This is a genomic window from Bradyrhizobium sp. NBAIM03, assembly GCF_020194055.1.
GTDB classification, from domain to species: domain Bacteria; phylum Pseudomonadota; class Alphaproteobacteria; order Rhizobiales; family Xanthobacteraceae; genus Bradyrhizobium; species Bradyrhizobium yuanmingense.
Genome location: NZ_JADYVS010000043.1, coordinates 1 through 21,536, shown reverse-complemented (window position 1 = coordinate 21,536; position 21,536 = coordinate 1). Strand labels below are relative to the sequence as shown.

Annotated in this window: 17 protein-coding genes; 11 read left to right on the top strand and 6 right to left on the bottom strand. The window is 64.7% G+C overall.

The genetic code is table 11. The features are described from left to right. The first annotated feature begins 176 nt into the window (after positions 1-176). From I6F21_RS35730 to I6F21_RS35720, 3 genes are all read left to right on the top strand, one after another. The gene (locus I6F21_RS35730) at positions 177-869 is read left to right on the top strand and encodes a hypothetical protein (protein ID WP_036015940.1); all 693 of its coding nucleotides are present in this window, start codon (positions 177-179) and stop codon (positions 867-869) included. Positions 870-1,007: 138 nt separating this feature from the next. Beyond that, entirely contained in the window at positions 1,008-3,671 is a 2,664-nt protein-coding gene (locus I6F21_RS35725) for an EAL domain-containing protein (protein WP_225184210.1), read from the top strand. 314 nt (positions 3,672-3,985) lie between these two features. Next, positions 3,986-7,450 (top strand): AAA family ATPase, encoded by a 3,465-nt coding sequence (locus I6F21_RS35720; RefSeq protein WP_225184209.1) that lies wholly within the window; start codon positions 3,986-3,988, stop codon positions 7,448-7,450. On the opposite strand, the gene I6F21_RS35715 is transcribed toward I6F21_RS35720, so the two are convergent. Beyond that, positions 7,425-9,605 carry a PAS domain S-box protein gene (locus I6F21_RS35715; RefSeq protein ID WP_225184208.1) on the bottom strand — a complete coding sequence of 727 codons (2,181 nt, stop codon included), beginning with the start codon at positions 9,603-9,605 and terminating at the stop codon, positions 7,425-7,427. The genes I6F21_RS35720 and I6F21_RS35715 overlap by 26 nt on opposite strands. A 97-nt stretch (positions 9,606-9,702) precedes the next feature. Here I6F21_RS35715 and I6F21_RS35710 point away from each other — a divergent pair, with 97 nt between their 5' ends. Beyond that, positions 9,703-9,879, top strand: coding sequence for a hypothetical protein (locus I6F21_RS35710; protein WP_225114568.1), 177 nt, complete (start codon positions 9,703-9,705; stop codon positions 9,877-9,879). 31 nt (positions 9,880-9,910) lie between these two features. Here I6F21_RS35710 and I6F21_RS38925 read toward each other — a convergent pair whose 3' ends face one another. Next, entirely contained in the window at positions 9,911-10,033 is a 123-nt protein-coding gene (locus I6F21_RS38925; RefSeq protein WP_260345449.1) for a hypothetical protein, read from the bottom strand. A gap of 99 nt (positions 10,034-10,132) precedes the next feature. Beyond that, positions 10,133-10,309 carry a hypothetical protein gene (locus I6F21_RS35705; RefSeq protein ID WP_225184207.1) on the bottom strand — a complete coding sequence of 59 codons (177 nt, stop codon included), beginning with the start codon at positions 10,307-10,309 and terminating at the stop codon, positions 10,133-10,135. Between the two features lie 148 nt (positions 10,310-10,457). Here I6F21_RS35705 and I6F21_RS38920 point away from each other — a divergent pair, with 148 nt between their 5' ends. The 4 genes from I6F21_RS38920 to I6F21_RS35690 all read left to right on the top strand — a co-directional run bounded on the left by I6F21_RS38920 (position 10,458) and on the right by I6F21_RS35690 (position 13,207). Then, positions 10,458-10,589, top strand: coding sequence for a hypothetical protein (locus I6F21_RS38920; RefSeq protein ID WP_260345447.1), 132 nt, complete (start codon positions 10,458-10,460; stop codon positions 10,587-10,589). Between the two features lie 129 nt (positions 10,590-10,718). Continuing rightward, positions 10,719-11,861, top strand: coding sequence for a lactonase family protein (locus I6F21_RS35700; protein ID WP_225184206.1), 1,143 nt, complete (start codon positions 10,719-10,721; stop codon positions 11,859-11,861). A gap of 68 nt (positions 11,862-11,929) precedes the next feature. Next, on the top strand, positions 11,930-12,100 hold the full coding sequence (locus I6F21_RS35695) for a hypothetical protein (RefSeq protein ID WP_167361671.1): 171 nt from the start codon (positions 11,930-11,932) through the stop codon (positions 12,098-12,100). Between the two features lie 213 nt (positions 12,101-12,313). Beyond that, positions 12,314-13,207 (top strand): HlyD family efflux transporter periplasmic adaptor subunit, encoded by an 894-nt coding sequence (locus tag I6F21_RS35690; RefSeq protein ID WP_036015950.1) that lies wholly within the window; start codon positions 12,314-12,316, stop codon positions 13,205-13,207. Between the two features lie 117 nt (positions 13,208-13,324). Here the strand turns inward: I6F21_RS35690 and I6F21_RS35685 are convergent, their stop codons facing one another. Beyond that, positions 13,325-14,173 carry a caspase family protein gene (locus I6F21_RS35685; RefSeq protein ID WP_225184205.1) on the bottom strand — a complete coding sequence of 283 codons (849 nt, stop codon included), beginning with the start codon at positions 14,171-14,173 and terminating at the stop codon, positions 13,325-13,327. A gap of 420 nt (positions 14,174-14,593) precedes the next feature. On the opposite strand from I6F21_RS35685, the gene I6F21_RS35680 reads away from it, so the two are divergent. The 3 genes from I6F21_RS35680 (at position 14,594) to I6F21_RS35670 (ending at position 18,553) form a co-directional block, all read left to right on the top strand. Then, positions 14,594-16,321 carry a hypothetical protein gene (locus I6F21_RS35680; RefSeq protein WP_225184212.1) on the top strand — a complete coding sequence of 576 codons (1,728 nt, stop codon included), beginning with the start codon at positions 14,594-14,596 and terminating at the stop codon, positions 16,319-16,321. A 216-nt stretch (positions 16,322-16,537) separates the two neighbouring features. Continuing rightward, a complete protein-coding gene (locus I6F21_RS35675) occupies positions 16,538-17,263 on the top strand; it encodes a thermonuclease family protein (RefSeq protein ID WP_036015924.1) in 726 nt (241 codons plus the stop codon). Positions 17,264-17,365: 102 nt separating this feature from the next. Then, positions 17,366-18,553 carry an aminotransferase class V-fold PLP-dependent enzyme gene (locus tag I6F21_RS35670; protein WP_036015923.1) on the top strand — a complete coding sequence of 396 codons (1,188 nt, stop codon included), beginning with the start codon at positions 17,366-17,368 and terminating at the stop codon, positions 18,551-18,553. A 166-nt stretch (positions 18,554-18,719) separates the two neighbouring features. On the opposite strand, the gene I6F21_RS35665 is transcribed toward I6F21_RS35670, so the two are convergent. Both I6F21_RS35665 and I6F21_RS35660 read right to left on the bottom strand, forming a co-directional pair. Beyond that, positions 18,720-19,826, bottom strand: a complete 1,107-nt coding sequence (locus I6F21_RS35665; RefSeq protein ID WP_225184204.1) for a hypothetical protein — start codon at positions 19,824-19,826, stop codon at positions 18,720-18,722. Beyond that, complete coding sequence (locus I6F21_RS35660) at positions 19,826-21,262, bottom strand: MBOAT family protein (RefSeq protein ID WP_225184203.1); 1,437 nt, start codon at positions 21,260-21,262, stop codon at positions 19,826-19,828. Before I6F21_RS35660 ends, I6F21_RS35665 begins: the two co-directional genes overlap by 1 nt. Positions 21,263-21,536 lie beyond the last annotated feature (274 nt).

Genomic DNA, 21,536 nt, shown 5'->3' with positions numbered 1-21,536 from the left:
AAAGGACCTTGGGTGGCAAATCAGCCGAGGCCGGCAAGGTGCGCCGATTTGGCTGCCGCAGCAAGACTGTCGATAGGATTATGCTTCCGTCCAGGCGCGCGGGATGAACCGGCGCGACCACGCGGGTGTCCAAGTATCAAGGCCGCCTGGCGGCATTCTTCAAGGGAATTCCTCCCGTGACCGTATTCTCCCGTGCCGCGGGATCCCTAGCGGTTGCTCTGACGCTGGCCGCTGCACCCGCTTTGGCCGCCTCCGGCCCGCCGCCCGGCTTCACGCTTTCCGACGATGCCGATCTCGCCTTCACCTCGCCCGACGGCGCCACCAGGCTCGAGCAGTATATGAAGGAGGGCGAGGATTTCGACATCAAGTGGCAGGTCTGGGCGCGACGCGGCGGGGAGATGCGCGAGTTGAAGCCCGAGCAGGGTTATCCGGCCGGCTTCCGTTTCACGGCCGACTCGCGATGGCTGGTGCGGATCCAGAAGACGGGCTCGGGCGAGCAGGACCTCTTTCTCTATCATTTGGAGAACGGCGCCTTCGTGAGCGCGACCAAGACGTCGCTCGGCGATCTGGCCTGGGCCTACTTCCGCAGCCGGCCCGACACCAAGAGCATGAAGCTCGACTATCACATCACGGCGAATCTGGTGAAGGGCACCGAAGATGCGTATCGCTGGCTCGGCGTCGACTGGACCAACAACCGCTATCTCCTGATCTCGCTGTCGGGCGAGACGGACAAGCATCCGAAGAACGTCGCGGTGAAGGGCCTTGCGGATTGGAAATGCCGCTATGATCTCGAGACCGGCAAATTCGATGTGCCGAAGATGTTCGCCAAGGGCAACGCGGAAGCCTTGAAGTGGAAAATCAAGCGCTGAAGGTCCTGCGGTCTCGCCGCGGTCTCCTGTACGATGGAACCAACCCTCTGATTCCATTCCGATTCATATTTTCCTAACCGTCAATGGTAACCGGGTCTTGTCGGTTTTGCTGCATCTTGCATCCCACGGGAGGGCTGGATGGGCGCATCGATCCGATGGACCGCGCGAACGCGCGCGTTGCTCCGCCGTTGGCGCGGAGCGCCGCTGACGTGGCTGATCGCCGGCGGCTTCGTGCTGATGCTTGCGACCGCCATCGGCACCGCGCTCACGGTCGACCGTTTCCGGCAGAATGCCATCGAGAGCGGTCGCGACAGCCTTGAAAACGCCGTCCGCATGCTCGCCCGGCATTTCGACCGGCAGTTCGAGGACTTTGCGGTGCTGCAGAAGAGCATCATCGCCGAGCTCGAGAGCCACGGCATCCAGTCCGCCGAAATCTTCCGCAGCGAGATGGGCACGCTCGCCGTGCATGAGGTGCTGCGCGCGAAAGCCAGCGGCTGGTCCGACGTCGCCGGCGCCAATGTGTTCGATTCCAGGGGCGTGCTGATCAACTCGTCGCGGCAATGGCCGGTCGCCGATATCTCGATCGCCGATCGCGGCTATTTCAACCGTCTCAAGGACGATCCGGCCGCACAGGAGGAGGTGGAGGTCGTGCCCGGCCGGTTCGGCAATGGACCGGCGATCGTGTTCGCGCGGCGCATCTCCGGCCCGCACGGCGAATTCCTCGGGCTGGTCTCGCGCGCGATCACGCCCGAGCAGCTCGAATCCTTCTTCGCCTCGACCGGGCTCGGCGAGGATTCCTCGATCGCGATGCACCACCAGAACGGCCAGCTGCTCGCCCGCATTCCACACGTCGAAGCGATGATCGGGCAGAACTTCCGCACCGGCACGCCGGAGCAAATGGCGGTGTTCGAGCGCACCTTCGTCACCACCCAGCTCGCAAGCCCGATCGACGGCAAGGACCGCATCGTCGCCTCGCGCCTGCTCACCGGCGAGCCGCTGGTCGTGGTCGCGACCAAGTCGCTCGATGCGACGCTGGCGACCTGGCGCACACAGACGAAATTCTTCGTCACCATTGCCGCGCTGTCGATCGGCCTGTTGGTGCTCACGCTGTTTCTGATCTTCCGCCAGGTGACGCACCGCCTGTCGCTCGAGAAGCAGCGGCTCGACACCGCGATGAACACGATGACGCAAGGCCTGTTGATGTTCGATCAGGACGAGCGGCTGATCGTCTGCAACCGCCGCTACATCGAGATGTATGGGCTCTCGGTCGCCGTGGTGAAGCCCGGCGTCCACTTCCGCGACGTGATCCGGCACCGCCGGGACACCGGCTCGTTCGAGGGCGACATCGATGCCTATTGCGACGACATCCTGAGCAATGTCGGCCGCACCAAGAGCGCGATCGTCGAAACCGCCGACGGCCGCCTGATCGAGATCAAGAACCAGCCGGCCGCTGCCGGCGGCTGGCTCGCCACCCATGACGACGTCACCGAGCGTATCCGCGCCGACGAGCGCATCGCCCATCTGGCGCATTACGACGCCCTCACCGACCTGCCCAACCGCGTGCTGCTGCGCGGACATCTGGAACGCCGCGTCGCCGAGCTCGCGCAAGGCAAGCCGTTCGCGATCCTCTATATCGACGTCGACGAGTTCAAGGGCGTCAACGATTCGCTCGGACACGAGGTCGGCGACGAACTGCTGCGCCAGGTGGCGAACCGCCTGCGCGCCTGCGTCAGCGGCAACGACATGGTCGCGCGGCTGGGCGGCGACGAATTCGCCATCGTCAAGGCCGGCACCTCCGATCCGGCCGAGCTGACGGCACTGGCGGAAACCATCCTCAAGGCGTTGCGCGCACCGGTGGATTGCAGGGGGCACGAGGTTCCGACCGATGCCAGCATCGGCATCGCCGTCGCGCCCGATCACGGCGACAATCTCGACGATCTGCTCAAGCGCGCCGATCTGGCGATGTATGCGGCGAAGTCGGAAGGCCGCCGCACCTTCCGCCTGTTCGTGCCCGAATACGACGCCAAGGCGCGGCAGCGCCGCCAGCTCGAGCTCGATCTGCGCCAGGCGCTCGCACGCGGCGAGTTCGAGGTGCACTACCAGCCGCTGGTCGACCTCACCGCCAATGTCGTCACCGGCTGCGAGGCGTTGCTGCGCTGGCGCCATCCCGAGCGCGGCATGGTTTCGCCGGCGGAGTTCATCCCGGTCGCCGAAGACACCGGCCTGATCGGCGAGATCGGCGAATGGGTGCTGAAGCAGGCCTGCGTCGAGGCTGCCTCGTGGCCGGGACGGATTCACATCGCGGTCAACGTGTCGCCGGTCCAGTTCCGCTCGCGCACGCTGGCGCTCAAGGTCGCCGCCGCCCTCGCGGAGTCCGGGCTCGCGCCGGGCCGGCTCGAGCTCGAGATCACCGAGACGGTGCTGATCCGCGACGACGAGGAGGCGCTGGCGATCCTGCAGCAGCTGCGCGAGCTCGGCGTGCGCATCGCGCTCGACGATTTCGGCACCGGCTATTCCTCGCTCAGCTATCTGCACCGCTTCCCGTTCGACAAGATCAAGATCGACCGCAGCTTCATCAGCGACATCGGTCAGTCCGAGGACTCCTCGCCGATCGTGCAGGCCGTGGTGCGCATGGCCGCCGCGCGCCATATGGCGACCACCGCCGAAGGCGTCGAGACCGAAGCGCAAGCCGAGGTGCTGCGCCAGCTCGGCTGCAGCCAGATGCAGGGCTGGCTGTTCAGCCCGGCGGTACCGGCGACGAAGCTGAAGCAGCTGCTGGCGGCGCAGGCGGTCGCGGCCTAGCCGGCGACGCCACGTCTGGCCCGGATGTCCGCTGCGAGGAAAGCGGCGCCGCTGAGTGTTTGGTTCGAGGTCGTGCGGCGATTTGACAATCAGCGACCGACAGCTATCAATTCATTGAATTCTGCGCACCTGGCTCGTCGAAATGGTGAGCCGCCGATCCGCCTCATTTTTGAGACGCGGGCAAGAAACGCTCAAAATACCGATGGTTTGCCTCCATTGGCCGCCGCAACGAAGAGTCGCATCGAGTCCCCATCCAAGCGCAAACCACAGGCATTTTGGAGCCACTCAGCGCAATTTGAACCAGGGATTTCCGCATGCCGAATGATGAGTCGAGGACGGGGACGGAGCGTCTGAGACACTGGCTTGAAAGCGTTGGGCTCAGCCAATACACGGACCTCTTCGTCCGCCATCGCATCGATCTCGACATCCTGCCCCACCTGACCGAACCGGATCTGGCACAGATTGGACTGCCGCTCGGAGACCGCAAGCGGCTTCAGCGTGCAACGGCGTCCCTTTCCGGAATGGCCGCGCCAGCCGCGGACCACACATTGCCCGCTACGGCAATCGTTGCGGAACGTCGCCAGCTCACCACGATGTTCTGCGACATGGTCGATTCCACCGCGCTCTCCGCACATTTCGATCCCGAGGACGTGCGTGACATGATCGCGAGCTTTCGCGAAACCTGCGTGGGTGTGGTCAAACACTATGAAGGATTTGCCGCCCGCTTCGTCGGCGACGGCATCCTGGTCTATTTCGGCTACCCGAAGGCGCATGAGGACGATGCCGAGCGAGCGGTGCGGGCTGGTCTCGAGATCGTGCGGACATTGTCGACCGCGCCTGCGATCGAGCCGCTGGGTGCGCTCAACCATGCGCCCGCCGTCCGGATCGGCATCGCGACGGGACTGGTGGTCGTGGGCGACTTGGTCGGCCAGGGGACCGAGGAGCGCGATTCCGCGGTCGGCGAGACCGTCAATCTGGCGGCGCGATTGCAGAGCCTGGCGCCGCCGAACGGGGTGGTCATCTCGTCGTCGACGCAGTCGCTGTTGAAGGGAAAGTTCGACTATCGCAATCTCGGGGTCCATGCACTCAAGGGCATAGCCGGAAGAACACAGGCGTGGCATGTGGTGCGGCCGTCGCGCGTGGAGACCCGCTTTGCCGCAGCCATCGGCTCCCGGCTGACGCCACTCGTCAATCGCGACGACGAGATCACGGTTCTGCTCGGCCGCTGGGAGCAGGCCAAGGCGGGCGACGGCCAAGTCGTGGTGCTGTTCGGGGAGCCGGGCATTGGCAAGTCGCGCATCGTCCAGGAAATCTTCGTGCGGATTGCGGGGGATCGGCACGGGCATGTCTCGTTCCAGTGTTCGCCCTACTACAGCTCGACGGCGTTCCATCCCTTCATCGAGCAGCTCAAATTTGCCCTAGGCCTCGACCGCGACGATGCTTCGGCCTCGTCTCTGTCGAGTCTCGAGCGGACCGTTGCGGCCGCGCATGGCGACATCGAGCAGATGACGCCGCTCTTTGCGGCGCTGCTGTCGATCCCGACCGGGGACCGCTATCCTCCGCTCGATCTGTCGCCGCAGCAGCAAAAGGACGCCATCGTCTCCGCCCTCATCAATCATCTCCTGGGCCTCGCGCACGATCAGCCGCTGGTGATCGCCTTCGAGGACGCCCATTGGATCGATCCGACATCCCGGGAGGTCATCGATCTGCTGGTGGAGCGGGTCCAGTACACGCCCATTCTCGTCGTCATCACCTGCCGTTCCGAATTCAAGCCGAGCTGGAGCGCTCACTCTCACATCACAACGCTGGTGCTGAACAGGCTAAGCCGGCAGCAGCGGACGACCTTGGTCGAGCGGGTTGCCGGCAGCCGCAAAATGCCGAAGGAAGTCGTCGAGGACATCATCGTCAAGACCGACGGCGTGCCGCTGTTCGTCGAGGAGCTGACCAAAGCCGTTCTCGAAAGCGACCTTCTGACCGAGGAACGCGGAAACTATGTGCTCTCCGGTTCGTGGCGACCGCTGGCAATCCCGGCGACGCTGATGGATTCGCTGATGGCGCGTCTGGATCGGCTGGGCCCGTTCAAGAGGGTCGCACAGATCGGAGCCACCATCGGCCGGCAGTTCTCCTACGAGATGCTGAACGCTGTCGCCTCCGTACCAGCCGACCAGATCGAGGCGGCGCTCGATCGCCTGGAGGAGGCAGGGCTGATCGTCCGGTTGGGCCATCCGCCGGATGCGCTCTACTCGTTCAAGCACGTGATGATCCAGGATGCAGCGCATGCGAGCCTGTTGCGCAGCGAGAGGAGACGGCTCCACGCGCGGATCGCGTCGGTGCTGGCTCAGAACTATCCGGAAAAGACCGAGCGCGAGCCGGAGCTTCTCGCCTATCATCTGACCGAATCCGATCAAAGCCAGCCGGCTGCAGCTTCCTGGATCAAGGCCGGCAGGCACGCCGCAAGGTTGGGAGCCTATTTGGAAGCGATCGGCCACCTGCGCCGTGGCCTAGCGGTCGTCCTCGGCAGTCCCGAGATGCCCGACCGCGATGAAATGGAGCTGGAGCTTCGCATTGCGCTGGGTAACGCGCTGATCGCTGCCAAAGGTTACGGCACACAGGAGGTGGAAGACAATTTTGCCCGAGGCCTCGAGCTCGGACGGCAGCTCGATGATGAAGACAAGGTGCTAGCGGCGATAAGAGGGCTTTGGATGCACCACTTCATTCGAGCTGACCTGACCAAGGCGCACGGTCTGAGTGCCGCACTCCTGAAATTCGCCAAACGGGAACGTCCGAGCGAGTTGCTGTCGAAGCAGACCCTGTACCTCGTGGAGGCCCACAGGTCGATCGCGGCGACCATGCTTTACCGCGGGCGGTTTCTGGCGGCGCAACATCATCTTCGTCGCTCCATCCAACTCGATGATCCGGCTCTGCATCGCGGTTCGGCGGAAAGGCTCCTCAATCCAGGCGTCATGTCGATGTCGTACCTCGGATACCTGCTATGGTTCCTAGGGCAGCCAGACACCGCGCGGCAGCACAGCGAGCAGGCGATTTCCGATGCCGAGCAAATGCGCCATCCTTTTACGCTGGCATTCGCGCAAGTGTTTGGCGCATACCTTTGTCAGCATCTGCGCGACGTCACGGGCACCAGAGATTATGCCAGCCGCGCGATGACCATTTCATCGCAACACGGCTTTCTGCATTGGAAGCAACAGGCCACCATTCTGCATGGATGGGCGCTGACCGAGCTCGGGGACATGGATGCAGGTCTGAGCGAAATGCGCACGGGCGTCGAGGGTTATGAGGCGCAGAATTCCTGGCTCGCCAGTTGCTGGTTCAGATGCCTCCTCGCGCAAGGCTATGCGAGGGCCGGTCTGTCGGAAGCGGCCTTGCGCGCGCTCGATGGTGCCTTGACGGTCGCGAAGAGGACGGGCGATCACTTCTATCTGGCGGAGATCTACCGCCTGCAAGGGGAGTTCATCCGGGCCCATGCCGGACCAGCGGCCGACTCCGAGGAATTGTTCGTGCAGTCGCTGGAAGTCGCGCGCGGACAGAATGCCCGCTCGTGGGAGCTGCGGACAGCCGTCAGCCTGGCCCGCCTCTGGCGAGATTCCGACAAGCTTGAGCAGGCGGTGGACCTGCTTGTGCCTGTTGTCGGCAGGCTCCGTGAAGGGCTCGTCACGCCGGACGTGAAAGAAGCCATCGCGCTAGCAAACGAGCTCGATATGCTGTCATCCAGAGAACAGCCATGGATCGCGCGAATCAATTCGATCCGACAGTGCCCGTGACCGGCATCGACATGCGACAGCGCACGCCGCCCGGTTCGAAGGCGAGATCGAACTCGCCGCCGAGGTCCGCCTCGACACAGCGCTCCATCAGCCGCGTGCCGAAGCCGCGGCGCATGGGCGGCGTGACTTTCGGGCCGCCGGATTCCACCCATTCATAATCGAGAATGGTGCCGTGCCCGGCATTCCGCAGGCTCCATCGCATCAAGAGCGTCCCATCCGGCGCCGACAAGGCACCGTACTTCGTCGCGTTGGTCAGGAGCTCGTTGAGAACCATCGTAAAGCTGAGCGCCGAGCGCGCATTGAGCGCGACGGGTGGACCTTCCATCCTGATCCGGCCATCCTCCGCAACAGCCGCCGTGATGTCCTCGACGAGCCGCTGGAGCGGAGCGTCCTGCCACTTGCGCTCGGTCAAGAGATCATGCGCACGAGAGAGCGCCAGCAACCGGCCCTCGAAGGTTCGATTGAAGTCGTCCAGACTGCTGGTATGGCGCGCGGTCTGGCCGGCGAGCGATTGCACCATCGCCAGGGTATTCTTGACGCGATGATTGAGCTCATCAATCAGGAGGGTTTGCGCCATTTCCGCGCGCTTGCGTTCGGTGATGTCGACCAGCATGTTGACTGCACCGATCAGCCTGCCCCCCGAATCGAATAGCGGCGTCGGATAGGGAATGAACGGCACGCGCGTGCCGTCCGGTCGCTCCGCGACAGCCTCCACTCCACGCACGGGCCGACCCTCCCGGAGCGCGATCGCCATCGGACATTGGTCGTGCGGCAGAGGCGTGCCGTCGGGCCAATAGAGCTTCCAGGTCACGCACCATTCGTCGCCGGGCAGCGGCGTGCGCCCGGCCATCTCGACGGCGGTCTTGTTGTAGAAGGTGATGCGGCCTTTTGCGTCGGTGGTGTAGAGCGCGGCGGGCAGCGCCTCGAGCAGATCGCGCATATGCTGCTCGCTCTCGCGGATCCGATCCTGCAATCGCTTCGCTTCCGTGACGTCGTGACTGACGCGAACGCCGTAACGGAAGCGTCCCGCGCTGTCCCTGACCGACGAGCTGAAGATCTCGAGATGACGCACGCTGCCGTCGGGGCGAAGGACGCGCTTGCGGTAGGTATAGCTGGGGAGGTCGCCACGCACCTGCTGCTCGTAGAGCGCAAGGTCCGCGGCGCAATCGTCGGGATGAGTGTAGTCGGAAAAGCTCATCGCCAGCAGCTCATCACGAGATCGCCCGGTGATCTCGCTCAGATAATCGTTGACCCGGAGCAGCCGCCCATGTTCATCGGCCTCGGCGATGCCGACCTTGGCCGCTTGGTAGGTTGCAGCGAGGCGAGTCTCGCTAGCCTCGCGCGCCAGCTCGGCCACGTGCAGCTCGGTGACGTCAGTTGTAAAGCAGCGCGTGCTGACGAACTTGCCGTGCTCGACACGACTGTTGGAGGTGATCAATACGTGCTTGATCGAGCCGTCCTTCGCGCGCAGGCGGGCGGGATAGCGGTCCAGCCTTTCGCCACAGGAGAGTCGGTGAAGAATGTCGCCGATGACGGGGGCGTCCGCGTGAAATTCGGCCACATGGTGACCGATATACTCTTCGGCGCTGTAGCCCAGCAGATCGAGCTCGGCCTGATTGGCCCTGCGAATGATGCCGTCGCCACCCACGATATGGAGTCCGACCGCACTGTTCTCGAAGAAGTCCTCGAGATCCTTGGTCTTTGCACGAACCTCTTCCTCGATCTTCTTGCGATCTGAAACGTCCTGAAAGCAATTGATTGCGCCCTGGATGCGGCCGGCATGATCGCGCAGGGGACGGATGTTCACGAGCGCCGCGATCCGGGAGCCGTCCGGCCGTTCGATCATGACCTCCGTGTTACGCGCGGGGAGGCCGAGCCGGACCGCATTGGCCATGGGGCACTCCGAATGCGGAAGCACGGTGCCGTCCATCCTGTAGAGACGATGGGACCCGCAGAACTTCTCGACGGAACCAAGCTCTGGAGTTCTGCCCCACAACTCCGCGGCTTCGCGGTTGTAGGTCACGAGCCCGCCTTCGCTATCGCAGACATAGACCGCGCCCGGAATGGCCTCGAGCGCACCCGGAGCCGCCGCTACCAGGGCCTCGAACTCGGTCAGCTTGCGGGCAGAGAGCGGAAATTCCTCGACATTCGACATACATAGCCCCGACGTGCCGCAGGCGGGCGCCTACGCAATCAGCTTGAACGCATCGAAGCCCAGAGCGTTCCAAGGCCCGCCAACCGCTGGTTGAGACTTGGCGGCGCCGAGTGCGGTCAAAGCGTCCGCGAGCGGCGCTTCGACAGTCGGGCCTCACCCCTGTTGTGCCGACGCCGACGGCACGGCGCTCGACGACGGACGCACCATGGTCTGGCCCTATTACGTCAACGGCCGCCCCAAGATCCGCTGCTTCATGCCCGGCAGCATGACGTGATCCGGAACGGGCTCGGCAAGGTAAGAGAAGCTCACATCGATTGTCGGGCCGCCCGCACTTCGGCGAATTCGGCGTCGGGGTGGCTGACGATGGTGGCGACCATGATGCCGCTGATGATCAGCGACCAGGCGGTGTTCCAACAGATCCAAAACACGAGCCAGCCTCCCTTTTCCCTCTCTCACGCCCCGAGCTAACGGCAGAGCGATGCCGCCGTTCCCGGCGCGGGGCCTGCCGCGAGGGCGGCGGCAAGGAACTATTTTGGTTTGGTCGGCGGCGCCGCCCGATCGGTTTGGCCGGTGTGGCGCTTTGCCACGACATCCGCATCGCGCTCGCCCTCGCGCGGGCGCGGCGGAAGCTTGGGCTGGCCGGCTTGGCCGCCATGCTTGCCGCCCATGTCGGGCTTGCCTTCGAGATCGTTTGCGCGGGACATGTCGGTTCAATGCGTTCGCAGCGCATTGGTTCGCGACAGCATCGGCCGTTTTCGCCCTGTGAACGGCCTCATAGAACCGCCGCTCTTTGCAGTGCAGGATCGCTGACGCGGCCCTTGGCCTCGCGGCTTGCACCGATGGATTGGCCTGATGCGAAAACGACTCATCCTCTGGACCCTCATGACCTCCGCCCTGGTCGCGATCACCGTGTGGACTATGCTCGGGCCGCCGGACCAGCCGTCCGGGTTGCGTCTGCCCTCCCGAACCGCAGCGGCGCGCTGACCCGGCATCCCGCGACCGATGCGATTTCGGCATCGATCGATCCCCATTGGATTTTGGTGCGGCGTCGCTCCGCCCGCTATGCTCGCGGCAAAAACGATAATACCGCGAGCCAGCTTTCAGGAGGAGCCCATGTCGAGACCGATCCGACGCATCGCATCGCGCGCGCCACGCGCTGCGATCGCCGCCGCCCTGTTCGCTTCGCTTACCCTCATTTCTGGAGTCCGTGCCGGTATGGCCGAAACCTTCGCCTATGTCGGCAATGCCGACAGCAACGACATCAGCGTGTTCAAGATGAGCGAGAGCGGCGAGATGACGCTCGTGCAGACGGCCGCCTTCAAGGGCGTCGAAAAGCCGGGCTCCTCGACACCGCTCGCGATCACGCCCGACCACCGTACGCTGATTGCCGGAATCCGCTCGCAGCCCACTCTCGCGGTGAGCTTTGCGATCGATCCCAGGACGGGCGAGCTCAGCCATCTCGGCAACGGACCGCTCGCGGACAGCATGGCCCATATCGCCATCGACCGCAGCGGCAAGTACCTGTTCAGCGCCTCCTATGGCGGCAACAAGGTCGCGCTGAATCCGCTGCTTGGCAACGGGGTTGCCGGCGAGCCCAAGCAGGTGATCCCGACCGGGCTGAACGCGCACGCCTTCCTGCCTTCGCCCGACAACCGCTTCGCATTTGCGACCAATCTCGGCTCCGATCAGGTGCTGGCCTTCGCGTTCGATGCCACGACCGGCACGCTGACCCCGAACGATCCGCCCGCGTACAAGGTGCCGGAGAAATCGGGGCCGCGGCACTTCGTGTTTCATCCCGGCGGCAAGTTCGTCTATCTCCTCCACGAGCTGAACGGCGATGTCGCGGCCTTCACTTATGAAGCCAGGAGCGGCGCGTGGGACGAGATCCAGCGCACCACCGCGCTGCCGGAAGGGTTTTCGGGAAAAGAGCCTAATAAGAAACCTTGGGCGGCCGACATCCACATCACGCCGGACGGCCGCTTCCTCTACGCTTCCGAGCGCACCACCAGCACGCTCACCGCCTACAGGGTCGATGGCTCGAGCGGCAAGCTGACCACGATCGGCAGCGTGCCGACCGAGAAGCAACCGCGCGGCTTTCAGGTCGATCCAAGCGGCCGCTATCTCGCCGCGGTCGGCGAGCTCTCCGACAGCATGACGGTTCATGCCATCGACCAGGGCAGCGGCGCGCTGACCAAGCTGAAATCCTACCCCACCGGCAAGAAACCAAACTGGGTCGAGTTCCTGAAACTGCCGTGAGGAGCCATCGCCGACCTACGTAAACATCCGTAATTTCGCGAGGCCCGGCTTGGCGTCATATCTCGGTCATGGACCGGCAGATTGTCTTCAAATGCCCCCAGACGGGCCTGAACGTGCAGCATCGGCTTACCGACGAGCCGAGCGATCGCACGCACGTGTCGGTGTCGTGTCCGGCCTGCACGCGGCTGCATCTGATCGAGCGGGCCAGCGGCAAGCCGGTGGGTGAGCGGCGCCGCTGACGCCCGCCGCGCGCGACTCGAGCTCTTCGGAGCGAACCTGTTCTCCAATCCCGCGACTCATCAAAGACTTGCTTGTCAAAGACTTGCTTGCCGCGACTGCCGGCGGCGGCACGGCGTCCTGTTTCGGGACGACGCGGCCGTAGTGCGGGCGGCGGCCATCTGCTATCGATTGGAGGCATAGCCCAAGTGGAATTTACCCAATTGGAATTTCCGATGCGTCATTTGCCCCGCGCCGTTGTTCGAAACCTGTGCCCCGCAGCCGTCGCCGGCCTGCTCGTCCTCAGCCCCCATCCGGCCGGTGCCGCCGATGACGACGCGCCGAAGGGGCCGGCGGTCACGGTGCTGAAGGTCGCGAAATCCTGCTTCTCCGACGTCGTCGAAGCCACCGGCACGATCATCGCGCGTGAGGAAACCTCGGTGCGGCCCGAGCGGCCCGGCCTGAAGGTCACGGACGTGCTGGCGGAAGCCGGCGACACCACCACCGCCGGCCAGGTGCTGGCCCGGCTGGCGCTGCCCGAAGGCGGCACGCTTCAGGTCACCGCGCCCGTGGCGGGGGTGATCGCGACCTCGACCGCGCAGATCGGCAACTTCGCCTCGGCCAAGGGCGAGGCGCTGTTCACGATCGTGGCGCGCAGCGAGTACGACCTCGTCGGCCTCGTGGCCACCACCGATGTGCGCAAGCTCGCGGTCAATCAGCAGGCCACCGTGCGGATCCCAGGTGGCGGCGACATCAGCGGCAAGGTGCGCCGCATCGGACCGACCGTCGAGCCGAACATCCAGCAGGGCATGGTCTATATCGGAATCTCCTCGCAGAAGCGGCTGCTGCTGAATGGGAGCGGGCGCGCGCTGATCAAGACCGGGCAGAGCTGCAACGTGGCGGTACCGCTGACCGCCGTGCAATATTCGTCCGCCGGCACCGTGGTGCAGGTGATCCGCCGCAACCGCGTCGAGACCAAGCGTGTCGAGGTCGGCTTGATGTCCGGCGGCAATATCGAGGTCCGCGACGGCCTCAGCGAGGGCGACGTCGTCGTCGCCCGCGCCGGTGCCTTGCTGCGCGAAGGCGATCCGGTGCGTCCCGTGATGGCGAGCGCGGAAGCGGCGAAGTAGGAGCAACGTCGTAGGGTGGGTTAGCCGAAGGCGTAACCCACCTCTTTGCTTTCCAAGCTGACGCGAGAGAAGCGGTGGATTGCGCCTTCGGCTAATCCACCCTACAAGAGCCGCGAACTAACCGCCGGCTTCGCCGAAACGGACGTCTTCGAGCAGCGACGACGATACGGTCGGGACCTGGTCGCCTTCGCTGGCGCGGGAGATGGCGAGGCGGGTCTTGTTGAAGACGCTCTCGGCGCTGCCGGGCTTGCTGAGGTTGTTGAGGAACTCGCTGACCAGCACGCTGTGCTCGCCCTTCCCGTCGTCGACGACCTTGCCGGGCGAGGCGGAGGTGAGGATGAGCGCATTGTCGGACGCGCTGATCGGCGCGAGACCGTGGCTGTAGGAGCGGAAGCGGCGCTCGTAGGGATTGCGGCGGGAGGCGTCGACCACGACGAGCTTGGCCCTGGCGCCCTGCTCCTTCATCATCTCGAGCACGCCCTCGATCGACACGCCTTGGCGGCGGACGTCCTTTTCCTTCCAGATCACGGCATCGACCGGCAGCATGTAGCTCTCGCGGCCGGCCTGCACGCCGTAGCCGCCGAAGAACAGCATGACGACGCTGTCGCGGGTGATCCGCGACTTCAGGCGGCTCACGGCGCGGACCATGTCGTCGCGGGTCGCATCTTCCACCATGTCGACGTCGAAGCCGTTCTTGCGCAGGGACGAGGACAGCGCACGGGCGTCGTTGATCGACTGCGTCAGCGGCGCGCTGGCGTCGGGGTAATGTCCATTGCCGATGACGAGCGCCAGGCGCGAGCTCTGGCCGATCGAACCGGTGATCTGATCGGTCGAGACCGCCTTGGCGGCATCGATCGCACGCATGTTGAGAGCAGCATGGGCGCCGATCACCAGCGACACCGTGCCGATGAGGGCCGCGGCGAGGGCGATCGTACGTCTGGAAAGGTCGAGCTGCTTTAGATTCATCTCGCTTCGTTTCCTGTGCCAAAGACCTACCAAGCGCGCGCACACTGTTTGAGTAGCGCGATAGCGGCTTTAGGTTTGAGGGATTGGCCGGGGATGTGACCCCGAATTGCGCGCAATTTGCGGCGCCGCACCAAACAAACCCTTAACCGGATATAGGCCCTGGGGCAATAGATTGCTAAAAATATGAACTAAGTGTCTGAATATACTTGATAATTCTCCGATCCAAATTGCCGCATTTGCGGCTTCCCCGTAGCCTTCCGGAGAGCGATCATGCAGCCTTCGTGCCGGCTTTTCCGTGACGTCCATCACATTTGTTTTTCCCGCGAATCCGGGTAGCTTTTTCAACGACTTGCAGGGGGTGGCGCGCAGATGGCAGCGTGCCTGATGTCCCCGACCAAGGCCCCCGCGACCAGGTATTTCATGAGCTTTCATTATTTTGCCGGCGCCGCCTGCCGGGCGCTGACGGCGCCGAAGGACGGCCCCTCGCTTTACGACGTCTGCGATCCCGTATTGTCGGATACGGCCAGCGGCGATCCGCATCTCGCCAAATTCTACAGGACCGCGCTCGGCAATCCCGCGCTGCGGATCCTGCTCCGCCGCGCCGGCCTGCCCGAGCTGCGCGACGAGGGGATGCTGACGCGGCTGCGCGCGGCACTCACCCGGGCCCGCGACGAGGCCGAGCCCGACTGGGCGGCGGTCGGACAACCGATCGCCGATCTCGTCGACAGCATCGCGCTCGACCACCCCAAGCCGCCGCCGGTGCCGTTCACCGCCGCCATGCCCCAGAACGCGCAGATCGACGGCGTGATCCGCGATTGCGCGCAGCATCTGCTCCGCTCGTACCGCCGCAACGGCTTCCTGCCGACCTACGCCGCCTTCAACCTGATCGGCGATCCTGATGTCCGCGGCCGCGAGCTGATCATGGCGCTCACGGGCCTCAACGCGCGCGGCTACAAGAATTCCTCGCTGCTGTTCAACCTCGCCCGCGTCTTCATCGCGCGCTCGCCCGCGCGCGCCGTGGTCAATCCGCTCTGGAAAGGCATTGCCGAGCCGATGTGGGAGCCGGTGCAGATCCGCCACCGCTCGGCCTATTACGACGCGTTCTTCATCGAGGCCCTGCTCGGCTTCGTCGAGACCGGGCTCGCCTCCCCGGCCGACAAGGTCGCGGCGGAGCGCGCGATCGCCGACATGGTCGATTTCTGCGTCAACATCAGTCGCGAGGAGGTCGAGGGCTTGGGCGGCGCGCGCTTCAACGTCGTCACCGCACTGGCGCCGGCGCCGCATCCGCGCTTCTCCCGTTACTTCGCGCAGATCAAGCAGGACCTCGGTTTCGGCATCTACGTGCCGGATTGCGACACCACGGCCTGCTCGATCTCCGCGGCGACGCAGGCCGGCTGTACCGACGCGATCATCGACCAGCCGCTCCTGGATTTCTATGCGGGCTATCAGGTGCGCGCCGGCGTCAACGAACCGCGCGTGACCGTGCCGCTCAACGACAATATCGACTATGAGGGCGGGGTTGCGACCTGGATCGACAATCTCAAGGGCGAGCGCCCTTACGGCAACGATCTCGATCCGACGCTCAATCTCGACATTCTCGAGGTAAGCTTCCGCAACCTTGAGCGCTGGAAGGTGCTGGAGACGCCGTCGCGGCTTGCAACATTGCACCGGATCATCGGCTTTCAGAAGCGGCTGGCCGCCAGCGGCGCCTTCGCCAATCCGCGCTCGCACATCTATTATCTGCCGGAGCTCTACAGCGCCTATTTCGGCCGCTGCTATGCCGCCTTCCTGGCGCTGCCGCTGGCGGCGCAGGCCGCGATCGATCCCGCCGGCGATTTCGATTTCATCCGCCATCGCGTGCTGTCCTACGTCAAGGGCGAGCTGATGGCGGCCGAGATGAACGTGTTCGACGCCGCGCTGGCACTGATCGCGCTCGGCCATCTCGGCGCCGACCCGCGCGCCTTCGCACCGGCGCTGAACGTGATCGTCGCCGGGCTCGGTGAAGGCGGCCGCCGCGGCCCGTTCCGCGCCTATGAATGGAACAAGATGAAGACGCCGACGCGGATCCTGGTCGGTGGCCCGGAGGTGACCTCGGCGTTCGTGCTGATGGGGCTGGCGGTGGCGAAGCGGGCGATGGCGCGAGGGTGAGGGGTCTCGTAGGGTGGATTAGCGAAGCGTAATCCACCATCTGACCTCCGCGGATACGAACAGTGGTGGGTTACGCCTTCGGCTAACCCACCCTACGAGACCGTCGCAAAATGACAGGAAGTTGAAAGCCTATCTGTTCGGCATGCGCTGGCCGCGCGGCCAAAAGCCGACCACAATTGCGCCGTCTATCGAGATTTTCATCACAACTGGACGGGCATGTTGCGAAAGGTCCTGATTGCGCTGTCTTTGTTCGCCATCCCTTCGCTGGCGGATGCCGCCGAGATCACCGGCACGGCAAAGGTCCGCGCTGGCGATGCGGTGGTGATCGGCACCACGCGGATCCGGCTCGGCGGCATCGACGCGCCTGCAATCGACCAGCTCTGCCTTAACACCAAGTCCGAGCGCTGGACTTGCGGCGTCGCGGCCCGCGATGAGCTCGCCAGATACGCCGAGGGCAAGACTTGGGTCTGCCGCCCGAGATCGGTCGACCGGCGCGGCCGCACCGTGGCGCGCTGCGAGGTCGGCGGCGAGGACATCCAGAAATGGCTGGTGCGCAACGGCTGGGCGCTGGCCTACGCCCACATGTCCCGCGACTATGAAGCCGATGAAAAGGCCGCGCGGGAGGCCAAGGCAGGGATGTGGCAGGGCGCCTTCATCGCGCCGTGGGACTGGCGCGTCCGCAACAAGAAGACCGCGATCCTCGGCGCGACCAAGCCGCCTGACGGCGCGCACGCGGTGCTGCTCGCTTCGGCCTCGGGGCCGGTCGCGCCGTCGCCGGACTGCACAATCAAGGGCAACGTCAACAGCTCCGGGGAGTGCATCTTTCACCAGCCGACCAGCCGCTGGTACACGCAGATCAGGATGAAGATCAGCAAGGGCACCCGCTGGTTCTGCTCGGTCGAGGAGGCCGAAGCGGCCGGTTGCCGGGAGACGAAGCGATAACCCAGCCCTGCATTTTGCGCGCTTTTCTCGGGACGCGCCGGCACGTAAAAGCATGATTCAGCGACCCACCATCCTGTTCTCAGGCAATAAGGACCGACAGCAATGACCGTTCGCGCGGGCCGGGAGTTTCTGGCCATCCCCGGGCCCACCACGATGCCCGACGAGGTGCTGCGGGCGATGCACCGTCCGGCGATCGACATCTACTCCCAGGAGATGCTGGATCTCACCGAGAGCCTGCTCAGCGACATCTCGAAGCTGTTCGCGACCAAGGGCAAGTCCTACATCTACATCGCCAACGGTCACGGGGCCTGGGAAGCGGCGCTGAGCAACGTCCTGTCGCGCGGCGACAAGGTGCTGGTGCTCGAGAGCGGACGTTTTGCGATCGGCTGGGGCAACGCGGCGGCGCTGATGGGCGCCGAGGTCGAGGTGCTCAAGGGCGATTGGCGCCGCGCGGTGCGGCCGCACGAGGTCGAGGAACGCCTGCGCCGCGACAAGGAGCACAGCATCAAGGCCGTCGTCGTGGTCCAGGTCGACACGGCCTCCGGCGTGCAGAACGACATCGAGGCGATCGGCAAGGCGATCAAGGCGAGCGGCCATCCCGCACTCTACATGGTCGATACCGTCGCCTCGCTCGGCTGCATGCCGTTCGAGATGGACAAATGGGGTATCGACGTCGCGATGTCCGGCTCGCAGAAGGGCCTGATGACGCCGCCCGGCCTCGGCTTCGTCGCCGCCAATGCGCGCGCGCTCGAGGTGCACAAGAAGGCCAACATGTCGACGCCCTATTGGAGCTGGAGCGAGCGCGAGGGCACCGAGAATTATCGCAAATATGCCGGCACCGCGCCGGTGCATCTGTTGTTCGCATTGCGCAAGGCGATCGACATGCTGCACGAGGAAGGCCTGGAGAACGCCTTCCGCCGCCACAGCCTGCTCGGCGAAGCCGCCCGCCGCGCGGTCTCGGTCTGGTCGGAAGGCCAGGTGCTCGGCTTCAACGTGGCCGAAGCCAGCGAGCGCTCCAACACCGTGACCACGGTGACGATGAGCAACGGCCACGATCCGGCGGTGCTGCAACGCTATTGCAAGGACAAGTGCGGCGTCGTGCTCGGCACCGGCATCGGCGATCTCTCCGGCCAAGCCTTCCGCATCGCCCATATGGGCCATGTCAATGCGCCGATGCTGCTCGGCACGCTCGGGGTGATTGAGGTCGGGCTGAACGCGCTGAAGATCCCGCACGGCAAGGGCGGGCTGGAGGCGGCGGTCGCGTATCTCGGGGAAGAGGTGGCGGTGTAAGTCGCGCGCGCGCCTCTTCCTTTTCCCCTTGTGGGAGAAGGTGGCGCGAAGCCGGATGAGGGGTTCTATCCGCGATTCCCGACTGCCAGGACTCGCGGATAGGTCCCCTCACCCGTCTCGCCGCTGCGCGGCGAGCCACCCTCTCCCACAAGGGGAGAGGGGAAGATCAGCGCTCCACCCGATACGCCTCCACCTGCGCCTTCAGCTCATTCAGCGACGCGAGCGGCGCTTTCGGGTCGACGCGGTGCTCCCCGCTCGCAAGCCATCTCAGCACCTTCGCATCGATCACCGGCGAATGGTGGATGACGTCGCTGTAATTGTTAAGATCGTGCGTGACGGCCTTGATCGCGCGGAAATCGTGCAGGCGGACGTTGGGCAGTTGCGTCAATCGCCGCGCAATGTGTGCCGTGAGATCGGTGACGATCTTCAGAGTTTCGGGCGAGGCATCGCGCATCGCGACGAATTGCAGGATCGAATAGGGCGGGAGGTAGATGTCGAAGGTCACGTCGGGGTGGCGCGCGATCAGGCCGACGGCGTCGTGCTCGAAATGCCGGACCATGGCTTCGTAGCTGTAGCCTTCGCCGAGGAAGCGACGGCGCACGGGATCAGTGATGTAGGTGAAGGCGGCGAGCGTCTTTCTGGCGTTGTAGTCTCGCGCGACGTCGAAATCACGCGGCAGGGCGTAGATGTCGTCGATGTCCGCCAGCGCGAACTTGACCGGCAGATAAGGCGACGCCCGGGTCAGCGGCTCCCGCAGCAGCGGGACGGATCGCAGCAGCGCGAACACCGATTCCTTCGCCATCGCCGCGCTGAACAGATAGGAGGCGATGCCCTTGGCGGTTCGGCGATAAAGATCGACGGACAAATAAGGGTCGGTCTCGATGTCCGCGGCATCGATGAAGATGAAATCGTCCATTTCCCAGATCACGCGCCTTGCGCCGCGGTCGATCGCCTGCTCCAGCACGAAGGCCTGCTGACGCGAGTTGGAGCCGGTCATCGCCAGCTTCAGCGAGCGGACACGAAGCGCGCGGTCGATGTCGCTCTGGCGAAAATGGATTGCGAGCGAGGTCCCCATGAAGGCGGTGTCGAACGGCTGGCTGCGGATCAGCCCGGCATTCTGCACGCGCGTGTCCTCCGAGTAGAAGGCCGGGACAAGGCGCGAGGGACGGAACAGCTGCAGGGGATCGACGATGAAGGTGAGCGCCGCGGCGCTCAGTACGCAGGCCACGCTCGCCAGCAGAAGACGCCCGAGATTGGTGAATGCGCCCTGCATCAGAATCGGAAATAGATGAATTCGCTGTGGCTCTGGATGCCCAGGAAGCCGAAGGCGAGCAGCAGCGAGGCCGCATAGAGCACCAACGGCCGCGTGCGCCCTGCCCGCAAGGCCGCGCCGACCTCGCGGTTGCCGTGGTCGTATTCCATCAGCGCTTGTGTGTTCGGCGCCAGCCACACCAGCGCCGCATAGATCGCGACTTGCACCAGGGCCGCGATCTCCTCGCGGCCGAGCACGAGGTTCGAAGGGGCAGCCATGGCGTGGAGCACCCGCAATGCCCAGGCGACGCTCTCGGCACGGAAGAACACCCAGGCGATGACGACAGCGAGGAAGGTCAGCACGGCGCCGGCGATGCGAGCTGGGCGTGCAATCAGCGGCGGACCGTTCGGCACCAAGGCATTGAAGGCATGATTGACGCAGAGATAGGCGCCATGCAGCGCGCCCCAAATGACAAAAGTCCAGGCCGCGCCGTGCCAGAGCCCGCCGAACAGCATCGTGATCATCAGATTGACGTAGCGCAGCACGCGGCCGCGGCGGTTGCCGCCGAGCGGGATGTAGAGATAGTCGCGCAGGAATTGCGACAGCGTCATGTGCCAGCGCCGCCAGAATTCGACGATGCTGGTGGCCTTGTACGGCGAGTTGAAATTGACGGGCAGGAAGATGCCGAACAGCAGCGAGATGCCGATCGCCATGTCGGAATAGCCGGAGAAGTCGAAATAGAGCTGGAAGGTGTAGGCGAGTGCGCCGAGCCAGGCCTGGTCGAAGCTCGGCGAGCGCGCCTCGAAGGCGAGCGCGACCAGCGGCTGGATGCCGTCGGCAAGGCAGGTCTTCTTGAACAGGCCGATCGCGAAGATGATGATTCCGCACAACATGAGATGCCCGTCCGGGCGCTTGGTCTCCTCGTGCTCGAATTGCGGGATCATGTCCTTGTGATGGAGGATGGGCCCCGCGATCAGATGCGGGAAGTACGTCACGAACAGCGCGTAATGCGGCAGCGCATAGGCCGCGACCTGGCCGCGATAAGCGTCGACCAGGAACGCGATCTGGGTGAAGGTGTAGAAGGAGATGCCGACCGGGAGCAGGATGTGGAGCGCGACATGCGTGCCGAGCAGCGCGTTGACGTTCTCGGCGACGAAGCCGGCATATTTGAAGATGCCGAGCATGAGGAGATCGCCGACGAGGCCGACAGCGAGAGCGGCCTTTCGTTGCGGGTGCGTGAGCTCCGCCACGATGAGAAGATGGCCGACGCCGTAGTTGAAGGCGATCGAGAGCAGCAGAAGGGCGACGAACTGCCAGCTGCCGATCGCGTAGAAGGTGATCGAAGCCAGCGCCAGCCAGACCACCGGAGCCAGATTGCTGCGCCGGCCGAGCCGGAAATAGCCGGCGAGCACGACCGGCAGGAACAGCAGGATGAACGCATAGGAATTGAACAGCATCGGGCTGGACCGGCGGCGGGATATTGCCCCTCAAAGCACACAAGGGGCCGATCAACAACCCGGCAGCATGGGCGGTCGTGCTGGCAATCCGCGGAATCGGAACGATATAAGGGAACGCGCCTTCTCCCTCTCCCCGTTCTTAAGGGGTCGGGACGAGCTGCGCTCGCCCTGAGAGGGTCGGGGTGAGGGGCCCGTCTCCGCAGGCGAGATCTGTCGAGGGGCCTGTACCCCCTCACCCGGAATTTGCTCTCGCAAATTCCGACCTCTCCCCGCA